1 protein-coding gene is annotated in these 585 nt (G+C 37.8%); it reads left to right on the top strand.

Annotated elements, in window-relative coordinates:
* The first annotated feature begins 20 nt into the window (after window positions 1–20).
* Entirely contained in the window at window positions 21–461 is a 441-nt protein-coding gene (locus tag AACR75_RS17805; protein WP_029190018.1) for a hypothetical protein, read from the top strand.
* Window positions 462–585: the final 124 nt, after the last annotated feature.

Genomic DNA, 585 nt, shown 5'->3' with positions numbered 1-585 from the left:
CTATTTTGGAATATATCACAATGAAAAAATTAACAATTCTAGCTCTTTCATCACTGGCTTTCTTCTCATCTAACACTTTTGCTAGAGATGATGTGGGTAATTATTCGATTACAAAGGCCATGAGCTCTGAAGTGGCTAAATCTAAATTAGGCACTGAAGTTTCATTTTACTTTGGCGAGCAGAGTTACGGCAAAGTTCTCAAAGAATTAGGTGAATTTAAAACCAGTAAAAAAACGAACGCTTTCAATAAAACAGATGAAGAAGCGTGCAATTGGGTTTTTCTTTCCGCCATGATTGCTCTTAAAGACAGAGCGATAAAAGAGGGTGGAAATGCAGTAGTTAATATCAAATCAAATTACAAAAATAACCTCACTTCAAGCAACGATACTTTTCAATGTGGTGCTGGAGCCGTAATGGCTGGAGTTGCATTGAGTGGTGAAGTTGTGAAGCTCAAAAAATAAGCATAACAAACGGTTAAAGAGGGATTGCCAACGCTCGTCGACTTTAGTTCAAAATTGAAATTCAGTGTTTACGGCGTGTTTTTTGAGTTAAGTGGTGCGTTGTCAACCCCTTAACCGGGCGTTA

It is taken from the genome of Vibrio sp. ZOR0018, from assembly GCF_963865925.1.
Lineage (GTDB): Bacteria > Pseudomonadota > Gammaproteobacteria > Enterobacterales > Vibrionaceae > Vibrio > Vibrio anguillarum.
This window is presented reverse-complemented; position numbering and strand designations above follow the sequence as displayed.

Coding starts and splice junctions, on each gene's coding strand:
- AACR75_RS17805 (WP_029190018.1), top strand. CDS start 21: ATGAAAAAATTAACAATTCTAGCTCTTTCATCACTGGCTTTCTTCTCA.